13 protein-coding genes are annotated in these 13,828 nt (G+C 42.1%); 7 read left to right on the top strand and 6 right to left on the bottom strand.

What is annotated here, in order from left to right; all coding sequences use genetic code 11:
- The first annotated feature begins 19 nt into the window (after positions 1-19).
- The 3 genes from QWZ01_RS13945 to QWZ01_RS13935 all read left to right on the top strand — a co-directional run bounded on the left by QWZ01_RS13945 (position 20) and on the right by QWZ01_RS13935 (position 3,343).
- Positions 20-1,486 carry an APC family permease gene (locus QWZ01_RS13945; RefSeq protein ID WP_290324120.1) on the top strand — a complete coding sequence of 489 codons (1,467 nt, stop codon included), beginning with the start codon at positions 20-22 and terminating at the stop codon, positions 1,484-1,486.
- Positions 1,464-2,870, top strand: coding sequence for a D-alanyl-D-alanine carboxypeptidase/D-alanyl-D-alanine endopeptidase (gene dacB, locus QWZ01_RS13940; protein WP_290324118.1), 1,407 nt, complete (start codon positions 1,464-1,466; stop codon positions 2,868-2,870). The genes QWZ01_RS13945 and dacB overlap by 23 nt, the downstream gene beginning before the upstream one ends.
- Positions 2,871-2,941: 71 nt before the next feature.
- Positions 2,942-3,343: a hypothetical protein gene (locus QWZ01_RS13935; RefSeq protein ID WP_290324116.1), complete on the top strand. Its 402-nt coding sequence runs from the start codon at positions 2,942-2,944 to the stop codon at positions 3,341-3,343.
- A gap of 205 nt (positions 3,344-3,548) precedes the next feature.
- On the opposite strand, the gene QWZ01_RS13930 is transcribed toward QWZ01_RS13935, so the two are convergent.
- The 3 genes from QWZ01_RS13930 to QWZ01_RS13920 all read right to left on the bottom strand — a co-directional run bounded on the left by QWZ01_RS13930 (position 3,549) and on the right by QWZ01_RS13920 (position 7,669).
- A complete protein-coding gene (locus tag QWZ01_RS13930; protein WP_290324114.1) occupies positions 3,549-3,968 on the bottom strand; it encodes an OsmC family protein in 420 nt (139 codons plus the stop codon).
- Positions 3,969-4,040: 72 nt separating this feature from the next.
- Positions 4,041-5,108: an NADH:flavin oxidoreductase/NADH oxidase gene (locus tag QWZ01_RS13925; protein ID WP_290324113.1), complete on the bottom strand. Its 1,068-nt coding sequence runs from the start codon at positions 5,106-5,108 to the stop codon at positions 4,041-4,043.
- A gap of 143 nt (positions 5,109-5,251) precedes the next feature.
- On the bottom strand, positions 5,252-7,669 hold the full coding sequence (locus QWZ01_RS13920; protein ID WP_290324112.1) for an outer membrane beta-barrel protein: 2,418 nt from the start codon (positions 7,667-7,669) through the stop codon (positions 5,252-5,254).
- A gap of 134 nt (positions 7,670-7,803) precedes the next feature.
- On the opposite strand from QWZ01_RS13920, the gene QWZ01_RS13915 reads away from it, so the two are divergent.
- The 4 genes from QWZ01_RS13915 (at position 7,804) to QWZ01_RS13900 (ending at position 10,723) form a co-directional block, all read left to right on the top strand.
- Positions 7,804-8,340, top strand: a complete 537-nt coding sequence (locus QWZ01_RS13915) for a GNAT family N-acetyltransferase (RefSeq protein ID WP_290324111.1) — start codon at positions 7,804-7,806, stop codon at positions 8,338-8,340.
- Between the two features lie 111 nt (positions 8,341-8,451).
- Positions 8,452-9,294: a bifunctional helix-turn-helix domain-containing protein/methylated-DNA--[protein]-cysteine S-methyltransferase gene (locus QWZ01_RS13910; protein WP_290324109.1), complete on the top strand. Its 843-nt coding sequence runs from the start codon at positions 8,452-8,454 to the stop codon at positions 9,292-9,294.
- 13 nt (positions 9,295-9,307) lie between these two features.
- Positions 9,308-10,015 carry a 2OG-Fe(II) oxygenase gene (locus QWZ01_RS13905; RefSeq protein ID WP_290324108.1) on the top strand — a complete coding sequence of 236 codons (708 nt, stop codon included), beginning with the start codon at positions 9,308-9,310 and terminating at the stop codon, positions 10,013-10,015.
- Between the two features lie 141 nt (positions 10,016-10,156).
- Positions 10,157-10,723, top strand: a complete 567-nt coding sequence (locus QWZ01_RS13900) for a hypothetical protein (protein ID WP_290324106.1) — start codon at positions 10,157-10,159, stop codon at positions 10,721-10,723.
- Between the two features lie 18 nt (positions 10,724-10,741).
- Here the strand turns inward: QWZ01_RS13900 and QWZ01_RS13895 are convergent, their stop codons facing one another.
- The 3 genes from QWZ01_RS13895 to QWZ01_RS13885 all read right to left on the bottom strand — a co-directional run bounded on the left by QWZ01_RS13895 (position 10,742) and on the right by QWZ01_RS13885 (position 13,535).
- Positions 10,742-11,629: an alpha/beta hydrolase gene (locus QWZ01_RS13895; protein ID WP_290324104.1), complete on the bottom strand. Its 888-nt coding sequence runs from the start codon at positions 11,627-11,629 to the stop codon at positions 10,742-10,744.
- 23 nt (positions 11,630-11,652) lie between these two features.
- Positions 11,653-12,540, bottom strand: coding sequence for an alpha/beta hydrolase (locus tag QWZ01_RS13890; RefSeq protein WP_290324103.1), 888 nt, complete (start codon positions 12,538-12,540; stop codon positions 11,653-11,655).
- A gap of 65 nt (positions 12,541-12,605) precedes the next feature.
- Positions 12,606-13,535 (bottom strand): MBL fold metallo-hydrolase, encoded by a 930-nt coding sequence (locus QWZ01_RS13885; protein ID WP_290324101.1) that lies wholly within the window; start codon positions 13,533-13,535, stop codon positions 12,606-12,608.
- Between the last annotated feature and the right edge of the window lie 293 nt (positions 13,536-13,828).

Raw genomic sequence — 13,828 nt, 5'->3', positions numbered from 1 at the left:
TTAACACTTAAACATACTTATGGCAAAAAATTCCGGACAATCAAAAATGAAACATGAACTTGGCCTGCTTGACGGCACTATGCTGGTAGCAGGCTCTATGATTGGGTCGGGTATATTTATAGTAAGTGCTGATATTATACGTAATGTTGGCTCATCGGGTTGGCTTATAGCCATTTGGCTGCTAACCGGCTTCATGACACTTACCGCGGCACTCAGTTACGGCGAGCTAAGCGGCATGTTCCCCAAAGCAGGGGGACAGTATGTTTACCTGAAAGAAGCTTACAATAAACTCATCGCATTTCTGTACGGATGGAGCTTTTTCGCGGTGATACAAACCGGCACCATAGCCGCGGTAGGTGTGGCCTTCTCTAAATTTACTGCCTATCTTATACCAGCCTTCAGCGAGGATAATATTTTATGGAAACTCAAAACTGGTGTTGATGTTGCCGGTCAGGACAAATTTTTCACTATCAGCGCAGCGCAGGTGGTGTCTATTTTGCTTATTATACTGCTCACCTATATCAATACCCGCGGGGTAAAGGGGGGCAAGCTCATACAAACTACATTTACGCTTACCAAGCTGTTAAGCCTATTTGGTTTAATAGGTTTTGGATTTTTAGCTTTTAAAGGCGAAATATGGCACACCAACTGGACTAACGCCTGGGATATTCATAACCTGGGTAAGGACGGTAGCATTACCAGCCTGACACTTGGCGGCGCTTTGGGTGCTATTGCGGCAGCTATGGTAGGTTCCATTTTCAGCAGCGATGCCTGGAACAACGTAACCTTTATTGCCGGTGAAATGAAGAATCCCAAGCGTGATGTGGCCCTGAGCCTTGGTTTGGGTACACTGATCGTAACGATTATCTACGTATCGGCCAACATTGTTTACACTGGTGTATTGCCCTTGCATGATATTGCCAATGCCGAGAAGGACCGTGTGGCTGTTGCCGCCTCACATGTAATATTTGGTAATGTGGGTACCTATGTAATAGCCGTTATGATCATGATATCAACCTTTGGCTGTAACAACGGACTTATACTTTCGGGTGCCCGGGTATATTACACTATGGCTAAGGATGGCTTGTTTTTTAAACGTACGGGTACACTGAATAAGTTTGCGGTGCCTCAGTTTGGCTTGTGGATACAATGCCTTGTGGCAAGTGTTTTATGTTTAAGTGGCCGTTATGGCGACTTGCTGGATATGATCTCCTTTGTAGTAGTAATATTTTATGTGCTTACCATTGTGGGCATTTATATTTTACGTGCCAAATATCCCACTGCGGAGCGACCTTATAAAGCTGTTGGTTACCCTATATTACCGGCTATTTATATCCTGATGGGTATCACTTTCTGTATTTTGCTCATTATTTATAAACCACAATTTACCTGGCCGGGCTTAATAATTGTATTAATAGGTGTGCCGATATATTATATATCGCAAAGGAATGCTAAACATGAGGATGAAACGGTTACTGATAGTTAGTTTATTTATTCTTGGTGGGCAGGTTTATGCCCAGGATCTTCAGCAAAAAATTTCGAGTGCTTTTAGCAGGTTACAGGCCGATAGCCAGTGCAGTTATGCCTCGCTGTCATTAACCGTGCTTGATGCTAAAACTGGCGAGCAGGTATTTGCGGGCAACCCCAATATGGGACTGGCCACGGCATCAACCTTGAAAACTATTACCAGCATCACAGCCTTCAATATTTTAGGTGCCGATTTTAAATACCAAACCCAATTGGGCTATGTTGGTGAAATTACTGCAGATGGTACCCTGAACGGCGATATAATTATTAAAGGCGCAGGCGATCCAACCCTGGGCAGCTGGCGCTACGAACAAACCAAAGAGGCTCATGTGTTGGCCCTCATAACCGATGCCCTGCAAAAGGCCGGTATCAAAAAAATTAATGGCCGTATTATTGGCGATGATAGCATTTTCGGCAGCCAGTCTATCCCCGAAGGATGGATATGGCAGGATATAGGCAACTATTACGGCGCCGGAACATCGGGCTTATGCTGGCGCGAAAACCAGTTTGATATTAAACTGCGCACTGGCGTTGTCGGCAACCCGATAGGTGTATCACGCACAGTTCCGCTGATGCCAAGCCTTACCTTTAAAAGTGAATTAATCAATGGCCCGGCCGGTTCCGGTGACCATGCGTATGCCTTTTTGCCGGTAGGCAGCACTGTAATGTACCTGCGCGGTAGTTATGCCGTTGATCAGGATAAAAAGGCTATCTCTGTCGCTATACCTGACGCTGCGTATGATGCAGCTTTCCGTTTGGCAGATACCCTCAGTAAACTGGGTATTACTGTAAGTAACGGTGCGGAATCAGCATCAACGTTAAGCGCCAAGGCATTGCAGTTGCCTTTGATCGCTAAAAATTTAACTACCATACAATCGCCGCCATTGAGTCGTATAATTTACTGGCTTAACCAGAAAAGCATTAACCTGTATGCCGAACAACTACTTAAAACCATTGCCTGGAAACAAGGCCGTAAACCTACTACCTCAAACGGAGTAGAGGAGGTACAAAAATTCTGGAAGGCACGTGGCATCGACCCAAATACTATTAATACCTATGATGGCAGCGGTCTTTCGCCCGGCGATAGGGTTACTACAGCCACGCTGGCAAAAATCCTACAATCGGCCAAAAAGGAAAGCTGGTTTGCCGACTTGTACGAAAGCCTGCCGGTTTATAACGATATGAAAATGAAAAGCGGTAGCATCAACAACGTGCTATGCTATGCCGGTTACCAAACACATAATGGCCGCGAGCTTTGTTTCTCTATCATGGTAAACAATTTCAACGGCACAAGCCGGGGCATCAAAGAGAAAATGTTCAGGGTGCTGGATGTGCTAAAGTAGAAGAAACGAATTTTGATTTGTTTAATAATGTGCAGTAAAACTTTGTAAGTTTATATGTCAATTAATAAACAATGAAAAGAACAAGCATAGCCATCATGCTGCTTTTGGTATCAGTAATTTTTGCCTGCAAGTCTAAAAGCAATCCTGCTGACGATATAAAAAGCATCCGATTTAAGTTTACCGAGCTTGGACGCGAAACCCAGTTCAGGATAGGCTGCGATAAATTTGATTACTATTTTCCTGAAGCCCGGGTCAAAAATTTTACTCAAAAGGTGGGTATAGATAGCGTAATGCAGTTATTAAGGAATCTGCAAAAGGCAGATGAAGGTTTTTTGCCCGATGTGCGGGGCAAAATATACATTAACCATACTAATAACACTATAGATACCCTCTGTGTAGGTGTAAAAGTGCTTAACTATAAAGATGTCACTTACCAAACTCCACAGGAATTACTGGCTCTGATACAGAAGTAGGCTTACTCTGAAACTTGTTTTTTTATAAAAAGCTATAGGCCGTCATGCTGAGCTCCATCGAAGGATCGTGCGTAGAGACCCCGCCACCATGCTTCGATGGAGTTCGGCATGACACCCTGTCTTGGCATACAGATAAAACTTCCCCAAAATAAAAAGAGCAGATCATTAAGATCTGCTCTTTTTATAAAATGTGTTGGAGTATCAATTAAGCGTAAGTAACATTTAAAGTAATTGGAACACTTAGTGCTTTTGAAATAATGCAACCAGCTTTTGCGCCTTCTGCAATTTCTTTAAACTGGCTTTCGCTCACGCCTTCAATAGCAGAACCTTTAAGTTCCAGGTGAATGCCGGTAACGCTTAAGCCAACCATATCCAGATCCAATATAGCATCGGTAGTAAGGTCATTTGGCGTAAAGCCTGCCTGGGTTAAAGCAGCACCAACAGCCATAGTAAAGCAACCTGCATGTGCAGCAGCAAGTAATTCTTCAGGGTTGGTACCTACGCCATCGGCGAAGCGGGTTTTAAATGAGTATTGAGTTTTGTTTAATACAGTGCTTTGGGTAGTGATCTCTCCCTGACCTGCTTGTAATGTGCCGTTCCAATGGGCGTTTGCTGTACGTTTCATAAGATGGTTTGTTTTATAATGTGATGTTTTATTAGTTCATGGTTGTATAAGAACGATTTTGGTTAGCCTAAACTACCACTTGGCCCTTTCATACTGTACGGGCCACTTCACTTCCACACCTAATTCATGTGCGGCACGTAACGGAAAATGTGGGTCACGCAGCATCTCCCGAGCTAAAAATACAATATCAGCCTCGCCTTCCTGAATTATTTCGTTTGCCTGGTGCGACTTTGTTATTAAGCCCACGGCACCTGTAAGTATACCACTTTCTTTCTTAATTTTCTCGGCAAATTCAACTTGATAACCTGGTTTTAACGGTATCTTAGCATTGAGTACATTACCGCCTGAAGAAACGTCAAAAAGGTCGACACCTTTGTCTTTTAAAATTTTTGCCAGGGCTGATGATTCATCCGGTGTCCATCCGCCTTCGGTCCAGTCGGTTGCAGAGATCCGGACAAACAGTGGGTTTTCTTTAGGCCAAACTTCCAGTACTGCCTCCACCACTTCAAGGGTTAAACGTATGCGGTTTTCAAATGATCCACCATATTCATCAGTGCGTTTATTGCTTATCGGCGATAAAAACTGATGCAGCAGATAACCATGTGCACTATGTAATTCAATAACTTTGAACCCGGCAGCAATGGCCCGACTTGCGGCTGTTTTAAAATCGGCCTTTATTTTTTCAATACCGGCTTTATCCAGTTCAATAGGAGCCTCCTCACCTTCAGCAAAAGGTATAGGGCTTGGTGCTAAAGTTTTCCATCCGTTTTGCTGGTCAGATGGTATTTGCCTGCCCCCAGTCCAGGGTTCCTTATGGCTGGCCTTGCGGCCGGCATGAGCCAATTGTATGCCTGCAATGGCGCCATGCGCGTGTATAAAATCAGTTATTTGCTTTAGTTTTGGTATATGTGCATCATCATAAATGCCAAGATCGGCAAAAGTGATACGGCCTTCCGGCGATACAGCTGCGGCTTCGGTAATAATCATCGCCGCACCTCCAACAGCCTTGCTTCCTAAGTGAATGAGGTGCCAGTCATTGGCAAAGCCATCTTCGCTTGAATATTCGCACATAGGCGATACCGCAATACGATTTTTTAATTCTATGTTTTTTATTTTTAAAGGAGAAAACAGATGAGCCATAGGTTACTTTCTATATGTAAATATGGTAACAAACAGTGGTATCTTCTTTTAAGTTTCACAGAAACCGCATCTATTTGAATAAAATGATATCTATCTGAATATTTGAATCATTTTTTGCCTTTCATATAGACCTCTGCTATGATTTAATGAACACGCCCGCGTTCTTCCTCGTTACCGGTATCACGTTTTTTAGTGCCATCCTCTCCGCCAAAACGATAACTCAGGCCCACCAATACAAATCTGTTAAGCTGAAAATTGGTAAATTTTGTCCTGATGCCATTTACGGTAGTTGTTACTGCCGACGCGCTGCTTCTGAAAGCATCATTAAGATTTAAAGTAATGTTTAGCTTCTTTTTCATGGCCAACGCGGTAAAGCCCACATCTAATTTATAATAAGGATCTGATCGGCCGATGTGATCAATCTCCGGAAACTGGTACCAGAAATTAACGGCCATGGCAAAGGTTTTATCAGCATTAAAATAAGCAGTGTTGTTGGTTGCCAGGTAAGCACCATAACCATTTATACTTTGAATATAAGAGAGGCTGGAGTGCGCGTTGGTATGGTAAAAGGTGGCCTGGTTATTATTATCAAGCCAGGAAAAAGGGTGAAGGGAAACATTTTCAGAAATACCTACCCGATAAGTTTTAATAAAATTAAGTGGTACGGTGTAAACAAGATTAGTATCGGCACTGGCAACGGTTATGTTGTTAAATCCATTATCTGTGATATTCAGAAACAGCGCCGATGTAAGTATATTTTTATACGTGTGCGACAATTCCAGGTTGCTATTGTACTCGGGTTGCAAAAACGGGTTACCCTCTCCATAACTATAAGCAGTGAATAGTGATTTAAACGGATTCAGATTCCAAAACGAAGGGCGGTTTATCCTGCGGCCAAAGCTTAACGAAAAGCTATTGGCCGAATCGGCCTGATAAGAGATAAGCACCGATGGGAAAAGCCTTAAATATTTATTGGTGTTAGTTTGGTTAAAGGTGTATGATGTGCCTTTGGTTTCAGTGTATTCGGCACGTAAACCCGCCTGGTATTTCCATCGCTCTTTTTCTTTATTGAGATTGATATACAGCGATTGTGTGTTTTCAATATACCTGAATTCGTTGCTTAAATTGGTATTATAGGTAAGCTTGTCATTTACATCTTTATCATAATAAAAAGCATTGCTGTAATTATTGATAAAGCTTAGCTTGCCGCCAAATGCCAGTTTGGCAAATGGGGTAGGTATCTCCGCATCGGCTTTAAAGGTGTATACATTAATGAGCTGCTTATTGGTATCAAAATAACGGGTATTATTTGAAGGTATTCCTTGGCCGTTTGGCAGGTAGGTGTTACTCTCGAAGTCTGATCGGTCATTGCGGTTGTAATTAAAGTAATCGGCATTAAGCATAAGCTTTTTACCTGTAGTATCAAAGTTAATAATGGCATGGGCATTACCCGAATTACTGAGCGCTATGGGATGGTATGTAGCATAGGTTCTTAAAGTAGAATCGAGCCCGCCGCTGTTGTTATAGATGGGATTATTTACATGATCTGATCCATCGTAAACACTTTTGCCACCCAGGTACGATATGCCAATGGTGGTTTTAGGGCTCAGCTTATAATCAACCCCGGCAACTATATTAAAGTTGTGCCCGCGGTAATTACCGGTATCGGTTTGCAGCCAGCTTTGTTTGGGATAAAAAATGTCGGTTTCAAAACCTTCCAGCTCATGGTCATGATCTACACTGATATTGGCGTAGGCCGACCATTTATCGGCATTATAATTCAAATTGGCACTCCCCGCCGCCAGCCAGTAGTTACTGGTGCCAAAAACAGTGGCCGGGCTGTGCAGCGATTGCCTGTCGCTCAGTTGTACATTGCCTGAAAAACCTTGTTTGCTGCTGTGTTTAGTAGTGATATTAATAAGGCCCGCATTACCATCGGCATCGTAATTAGCAGAAGGGTTTTTGATAACCTCTATTTTCGCTATCTGATTGGCCGACATGGACTTCAGGTATCGTACCAGATCAACCCCTGCCAGTTGAACAACCCGGTCGTTGATCATTACTTTAACCATGCCTTTACCCGCAATGCTGATCTCATTACCATTCACTTTTATACCCGGAACTTTACTAAGGGTGGTTAATACATCGGTACCAGTGGCTGTTACGTTGGAGGCTACATTATAAATCATTTTTTCCTGATTGTTTTCGATCGTAGCCTTAGTGGCGGTAACTACAACCTCACTCAACTGGGTATTTGAACGCTGCATGGTAATATTGATGGCAGTATCCCGCAAAACAGAAAACTTTGATTGAAATTGCTGGTATCCGGTGGAGGTTGCGGTAAGCATATATTGCCCTGCCTGAAGGCCATTAAAAATGAAATTTCCTGAATTATCAGTTTGCAAGGATTGATTTTTCTGATCAGCAATGTTGATCAGGCTTACACCAGCATAATCTACCGGGTGATGTGATGCATCATTTACAGTGCCTGTAAGTTTTATCTGCGCCGAAAGGCTGGTATGTATTAAAACTAAAAGGAAGAAGGTAGACAGTAATTTCAAATTTGGCAGGTTTAAAAATTTCCCTAAGTATAAGAAAAGATATGGCTAATTGGGGAACACAATTCCTAAATTTGATATTTTCAGGCATGTTATGAATAACATGAAACATAGCCTGAAGCTTAATTAAAGTTTTTATGACCATTACTACCCGGCTTGCCACATTTGATGATATTCACTTTTTACAGCAGCTGATAGCGTTATCGGTACGTGGGTTAAGCACTGCTTATAATACCCCCAGCCAAATTGATAGCGCACTTAAATATATTTTCGGTATTGATACACAATTGATAATTGACGGTACCTATTACGTGGCCATGGTAAATGATACTATAGTTGGCTGTGGCGGATGGAGCAAACGCAATACCCTGTATGGTGGTGATCAGCATAAGGATGTAGTAGACCCATTACTTGACCCCGCTATAGATGCAGCGCGAATAAGAGCCTTTTTTGTACACCCCGATTGGGCAAGGCGAGGCGTTGGAAGCCATATTATGAAGGTATGCGAAAGTGCTGCCCAAAGCAATGGGTTTAAAAGTTTTCAGTTGGGTGCTACCCTGCCTGGTGTACCACTTTACGAAGTTATGGGTTACACCGTTGTTGAACACATTAACCAGCCCATGCCCAATGGCGAAGCATTGCCTATTGTGAAAATGCAAAAGCTTTTATCGTAGGTTAATAATTTATATTTACTCTATACAAGAGGCATAAACAGCGCAAGTTCCGGGTTTTACAGCGTGTATTAGCGGCCTACATTTGTAGTGTAATCATTAATAAATAACATTATGAACACGCAGGAAGAAATCAATTACCAACGTATTGCCGAGGCAATTAATTACATAAAGCTGAACTTTAAAAGCCAACCTAATTTAGATGATGTGGCCGAAAAGGTACACCTGAGCCCTTTTCATTTTCAGCGCTTATTTACAGATTGGGCAGGTATCAGCCCTAAAAAGTTTCTTCAATACCTAAGCCTTGATTATGCTAAAGGTATCCTGAAAGATAAACAGGCCACCTTATTTGATACCGCTTTTGAAACAGGTTTGTCAGGTACAGGCCGGCTGCATGACCTCTTTGTGAACATTGAGGGGATGACACCAGCCGAATATAAAAATGGGGGTAAAGAGCTTAATATTAACTACAGCTTTGCCGAAACGCAATTTGGTAATATCATTGTTGCATCAACCGCTAAGGGTATTTGTTATATCGCTTTTGCTGATGACCGGGAAGAAGCTTTCGGTCTTCTTAAACAGCAGTTTCCTAATGCCTCATATGAGCAGGTGGTAGATGTGGCTCAGCAGGATGCCCTGCACATCTTCAAAAAAGATTGGTCGGAGTTATCAAAAATTAAACTGCACTTAAAAGGCACAAATTTTCAGCTCAAGGTATGGGAAGCTTTATTGAAGATACCTATGGGGCAGTTGAGCACTTATTCAGATATTTCTAAACAGATACAGCAGCCCAATGCCAGCAGGGCCGTAGGTAGCGCTATAGGTGCCAATCCCGTGGCCTTTTTGATTCCTTGCCATCGGGTTATCAAATCAACCGGCGAGTTTGGTGGTTACCATTGGGGTCCAACACGTAAAACAGCTATTATTGGTTGGGAAGCAGCCATAGTTAATAATTAAGCATTATTGGAGTATGAGTATTCGGGAAAGAATTGATCAGCTGAACTGGGTGGCTATTGCAGCGGCTATGGATAGCAAAGGCTTTGCCCTGGTTAAAAATGTTTTAACAGGAGATGAGTGCGACTTGTTGACGGCTCATTACAACGATGAGCATTTGTACCGTAAAACCATTGTTATGGAACGGCATCATTACGGACAGGGTGAGTATAAATATTTTAAATACCCATTGCCAGCACTTATACAGCAATTGCGCGAAACTGTATATCCTAAAGTGGCGCCTATTGCTAATAACTGGATGCAGCTTTTAAATAAGGAGCATAGTTTCCCGGATACTTTGGATGAATTGCTGCAGCACTGCCATGAGCATGATCAGTTGCGCCCCACGCCTTTGATATTGCAATATGTTACAGGCGGATACAATGCCATGCACCAGGACCTTTATGGGGAAGTGTTTTTCCCGATGCAATTGGTATTCATATTAGATGAACCGGATGTAGATTATGAAGGTGGCGAATTTATATTAATGGAGCAGAAGCCACGAGAACAATCGCGGGTGATGGTTTTAAAACCGACAAAAGGTGATATGCTTTTGTTTACTACCAGTTATCGTCCCGCCAGGGGCAGTAAAGGTTATCACCGGGTAAACATGAAGCATGGTGTAAGTGAAATAAGCTCCGGCAAAAGACGCGGCATGGGCATCATATTTCATGATGCTAAGTGATAATTGTATTATCATTGTATTTTATTCTTGCGCTCGTCTGTGACGAGTGCTTAATATGGTTTAGCGATTGTATCGCTTGTATCATAACCTACAACTTTTGCGTTAGTACCTTTAAACGTATATTAGGCCAACCTAACCATCATGCTAAAAAAAACACTACTGATACTACTTGTAATATTTACGGCTAAAATATCCCAGGCACAAACAGCCGATGAAGTGTACGATAAATACACCGATTTTAATTTGGCTATGCTGCAAAATGAGCATGATAAGGCCCTTGATCTGGGCCAGCAGATATTGCCCGATACAGCCAAATTAAACTCCAAGGTACGATTGAGCTTTTATAATGGTTTAGCTAAATTATATGAGGATGACAGCCAAAGTGTAAAGGCTATTGAATACTATAACCGGGTGGCCTCGGCGCAGCCTGATTATTATGTGGCCCATCGGGCGTTAGGTTATCTCTACATTAAGGATATTTCAGGCAAGCCGGCTAATGAGATTGTTATAGATGCCGCTTATATAAACAAGGCAAAAAAGGCCTTGCCGCATTTAGAAAAAGCCCAGGCATGTGATCCGGATGACGACACCCTAAACCTGATCAAAACGCTTTACCGCAATATTAAGGATGATAAAGACCTTGGCTCATTACCGGAACGACTTAATCAGTTAAAGAAAAACTGTATAGATATTTTAGATACTCAATAAACAAAAAGGGTTGATTTCTTATTTCTGCCTGAAACTATCACCTATAAATTCCAGAGCATCGGTAATACCGGTGCGCCAGTATGTCCAGTTGTGGGCGCCATCACGTATCCTGAACTCATGCGGAACTTTCTTTTCGGTAAGGGCAATGTGCAACAACGAATTACCTTTACTTAGGGGGTCATCATCACCGCAATCAATCCAGTAACGTACCTGTTTAAGCTCATCAGTAGTTTTATTTTGAACCAAACCGAGTACCGAATTGCTTTGCCAGGTTGAATTTAAACGTTCGCGGCCTTTCAGATCAGGGCCCATGGCCTGGCTATAAGCCTCGGCCCAGCGGCTATCAGGTATAGCCATAAAATCTTCATCGCTGCGTACGGCAGCGCTTAATGCAGCAGCAGCCGAAAACTGGTCAGGGTGTTTCAAGCTATATACCATTGTACCGAAACCACCCATAGAAAGCCCTGCAACGCCTCGATATTTCTTACTCGCCTTAATACGGTATTCATGCTCAATATCAGGCATAAACTCCTTGAAAAAGAAGTCCTCATAATTTTGTTTACCATCGTACGAGTTGATGTACCAGGTAATCTGCGCATCAGGCATAACAATGATCATTGGGGGGATCTTACCTTCGGCTATAGCCTTATCAGCATAGCGATTAATTTCACCAAACTCCAACCAACCGGTATGATCATCTCCAAAACCATGCAGCAGATATACTACCGGGTAACTACGATTTGATGTTTCATAATCAGCCGGCAAATAAATTGCATATTTTACGTTATGCTTTAAAATATCGCTTTTAATGTTTTGTTCTTCTATCACTTTGCCCTTGGGCTGTGCAAAAACAGTGCCCGCAGAAAAAAGCAAACAAAAAAAGATCAGCCTTTTAAATATACTCATACGTTATTGTATCTAAGGATCTCTTATTTCTGTCTAAAGCTGTCGCCAATAAATTGTAGCCCATCAATAATACCGGTGCGCCAATAAGTCCAGGTATGGGCTCCATCACGGGTTCTGAATTCGTGAGGCACTTTCTTTTCTGCAAGTGCTATATGCAACAGGCAATTTCCTTTGGATAAAAAATCATCATCACCGCAATCTATCCAATAACGTACTGTTTTTAGTTCGTCGGTTGTTTTATTTTGTACCATGTTTAAAATGGAATAATCCTGCCAGGTTTTACTAATTCGATCTTTACCCTTTAACCCACGACCGTACAGCTGGCCGAAAATATGCTCCCAGTCATTATCAGGCATGCTAATCATTTGATCATCCGGAACAACAGCCGCGCTTAACGCTGCGCCTGCAGCAAACAATTGCGGATATTTCATGGTAAACATTAGGGTACCAAAGCCGCCCATAGACAGGCCGGCAACGCCACGGTATTTTTTTTCGGTTTTAATGCGGTATAGCTTTTCTACATAAGGCATGAACTCTTTGATAAAAAAGTCCTCATATTTTTCTTTCCCATCGTATGAATTGATGTACCAGCTGGTCTGGCCATCAGGCATTACAATGATCATAGGAGGAATGGTGCCTTCGGCTATGGCCTTGTCGGCAAGGCGGTTAATCTCACCAAACTGCAGCCAGCCTGTATTATCATCAGAGTAGCCATGCAGCAAATACACCACCGGGTAACTGCGGTTCGCTGTTTCGTAATCGGCGGGCAGGTAAATGGTATACTTTACATTGCGTTTTAAAATACTGCTTTTAACGGTTTGCTCTTCAATTACTTTACCCTGAGATTGTGCAAATGCCGAATTAATGCACATTATGCAACAAAACAGCAGGCATTTCTGAATGATATTCATATGGTAGGTGGTTTAGTTTTGGTTTACGGAAATTAAGTATTTTTTTGTACCGGGCAAATACCTGCTTATAAATTAAGTGCTTTCCCTTGGGTAGGGTATATCAGGTTTAATTGCAGTTTATTGGCCTCGGCAAGTTGCGCCTTAATTTTAGTAATGCTGGTTGCAGGTGGTTTAAGGTGAGTAATCACTACGTTTAAACCTTTAAGCTGAGCCGGGCCTGTAAGCGAGGCCAGTTTATCCATCTCGGCCATAAGCCAGTGCGGGGTCAAATGTCCAAAAAGGGTTTTATCAGGCTGCTCATTAGGGAACGATACCTCAATCAAAATAGCTTTCAGCAGGTGATCTTTTATTAGCGGGGCAATATACTGCCAAAGGTTTTGCAAATTGTTGCTTTTTTCAACAGCATCCGGGCCGGTATCACCTAAATATAATACATAGCTGTTGTTGCTTTGTACCAAAAAAGCAGTGCTGGTAAGGTTAGAGTGTGCAAGCGAAAATGCCTGTACTTTGAGTTCGGTATTTTCAACAGGGGCTTGAGTGCCGGGTGTAAGTACCTGGTAATGATATTTTTTTAAAGCTGGTGTTTCGCCCTGATCGGCAAAGTTTGCCCAGCTGGCCCAGGTGAAATAATGTGTTTTAATGGTTTCAAGAGTGCTTTGCAAACCATAAATATTTTTAGTACTATCCTCCGGCGAGTTAATTATTAGCCCTGAAATATGATCAAGATGCGCGTGCGATATAAAATACCCTTTAATATACTGCCGTAATACTTTATCGCCAGTTACCTTAAATGTTTTGTTGGCCACCGCTTTTTCTATACCATAATGCAGCGTGCCAGCATCAAGACAGATAAAGTTATTACTGCTTGCGGTTGCCAGCATATAGGCAGATAAATTGCTTTCGTCTATACCGCCCAGTACGCCTAAAGGCACCAGTTTAAAGGCCGCGTTTTGGTTTAGCTGTGCTAATGCCCAAAAAGGCATTAGCACGCTCATGAAAATTAAGGGTACTCGTTTCAGGTACATTTTTAGCACATTTTTCAACTACAAACCCTGTAGTTGATACGATACTAAATTAATGATATACCTTTCAATTAAACAAACCTTTGATTCTGATAATTAAAAATGATAACGCATTTTTAAACAGCGGTCACAAAAGAACTTTTTTACCGGTAACCAAAATAGGAATGTTTTAATTAATAAGCCTCTTTTACGGCGACTGTAAAGGACTTCATTGCATTTTTTACACCTGTAAACAGGATGGGTAGATTTAGCGACAAGATGCATTG

This window comes from Mucilaginibacter aquaedulcis (genome assembly GCF_030409325.1).
Taxonomy (GTDB): domain Bacteria; phylum Bacteroidota; class Bacteroidia; order Sphingobacteriales; family Sphingobacteriaceae; genus Mucilaginibacter; species Mucilaginibacter aquaedulcis.
The sequence above is the reverse complement of the archived record's forward strand: the minus strand, read 5'-3'. Positions and strand labels throughout refer to the sequence as shown.

Coding starts and splice junctions, on each gene's coding strand:
- QWZ01_RS13935 (WP_290324116.1), top strand. CDS start 2,942: ATGAAAAGAACAAGCATAGCCATCATGCTGCTTTTGGTATCAGTAATT.
- QWZ01_RS13915 (WP_290324111.1), top strand. CDS start 7,804: ATGACCATTACTACCCGGCTTGCCACATTTGATGATATTCACTTTTTA.
- dacB (WP_290324118.1), top strand. CDS start 1,464: ATGAAACGGTTACTGATAGTTAGTTTATTTATTCTTGGTGGGCAGGTT.
- QWZ01_RS13900 (WP_290324106.1), top strand. CDS start 10,157: ATGCTAAAAAAAACACTACTGATACTACTTGTAATATTTACGGCTAAA.
- QWZ01_RS13885 (WP_290324101.1), bottom strand. CDS start 13,535: ATGAGCGTGCTAATGCCTTTTTGGGCATTAGCACAGCTAAACCAAAAC.
- QWZ01_RS13905 (WP_290324108.1), top strand. CDS start 9,308: ATGAGTATTCGGGAAAGAATTGATCAGCTGAACTGGGTGGCTATTGCA.
- QWZ01_RS13895 (WP_290324104.1), bottom strand. CDS start 11,629: ATGAGTATATTTAAAAGGCTGATCTTTTTTTGTTTGCTTTTTTCTGCG.
- QWZ01_RS13890 (WP_290324103.1), bottom strand. CDS start 12,540: ATGAATATCATTCAGAAATGCCTGCTGTTTTGTTGCATAATGTGCATT.
- QWZ01_RS13925 (WP_290324113.1), bottom strand. CDS start 5,108: ATGGCTCATCTGTTTTCTCCTTTAAAAATAAAAAACATAGAATTAAAA.
- QWZ01_RS13930 (WP_290324114.1), bottom strand. CDS start 3,968: ATGAAACGTACAGCAAACGCCCATTGGAACGGCACATTACAAGCAGGT.
- QWZ01_RS13910 (WP_290324109.1), top strand. CDS start 8,452: ATGAACACGCAGGAAGAAATCAATTACCAACGTATTGCCGAGGCAATT.
- QWZ01_RS13945 (WP_290324120.1), top strand. CDS start 20: ATGGCAAAAAATTCCGGACAATCAAAAATGAAACATGAACTTGGCCTG.